This is a genomic window from Bacillus sp. SIMBA_154 (assembly GCF_046536015.1).
In the GTDB taxonomy this organism is placed as follows: domain Bacteria; phylum Bacillota; class Bacilli; order Bacillales; family Bacillaceae; genus Bacillus; species Bacillus pumilus_P.
In genome coordinates this window covers 1-271 of sequence record NZ_JAWJBV010000267.1, presented here as the reverse complement: position 1 = coordinate 271, position 271 = coordinate 1, and the positions used below count along the sequence as shown (strand labels likewise).

Genomic DNA, 271 nt, shown 5'->3' with positions numbered 1-271 from the left:
AAATTTACAACCGGATCACCAGCTCTTTTCTGTTGACCAGGCTTTACAACCCTTAGCTGAACGTTACCAGATCATGGCAAAAGAAAAGCACTTACAACTTAACTACCACAAAAGCTCAGCTCTGGTGAACACTGACCGAAAGTTATTAACCCGCGCTGTTCAGAACTTACTTTCTAATGCCCTGCGTTACACCGAAAAGGGCCGAATTGTATTGGGTTTCCGTCGGCACCAAAACTCCCTGACAATCTGTATCAGTGATACCGGCTCTGGT

At 45.4% G+C, this 271-nt stretch carries 1 protein-coding gene; it reads left to right on the top strand.

Annotated elements, in window-relative coordinates:
* Positions 1-271 (top strand): sensor histidine kinase (locus tag R0K30_RS21990; protein WP_410612965.1); only part of this gene is annotated, 271 nt, incomplete at both ends.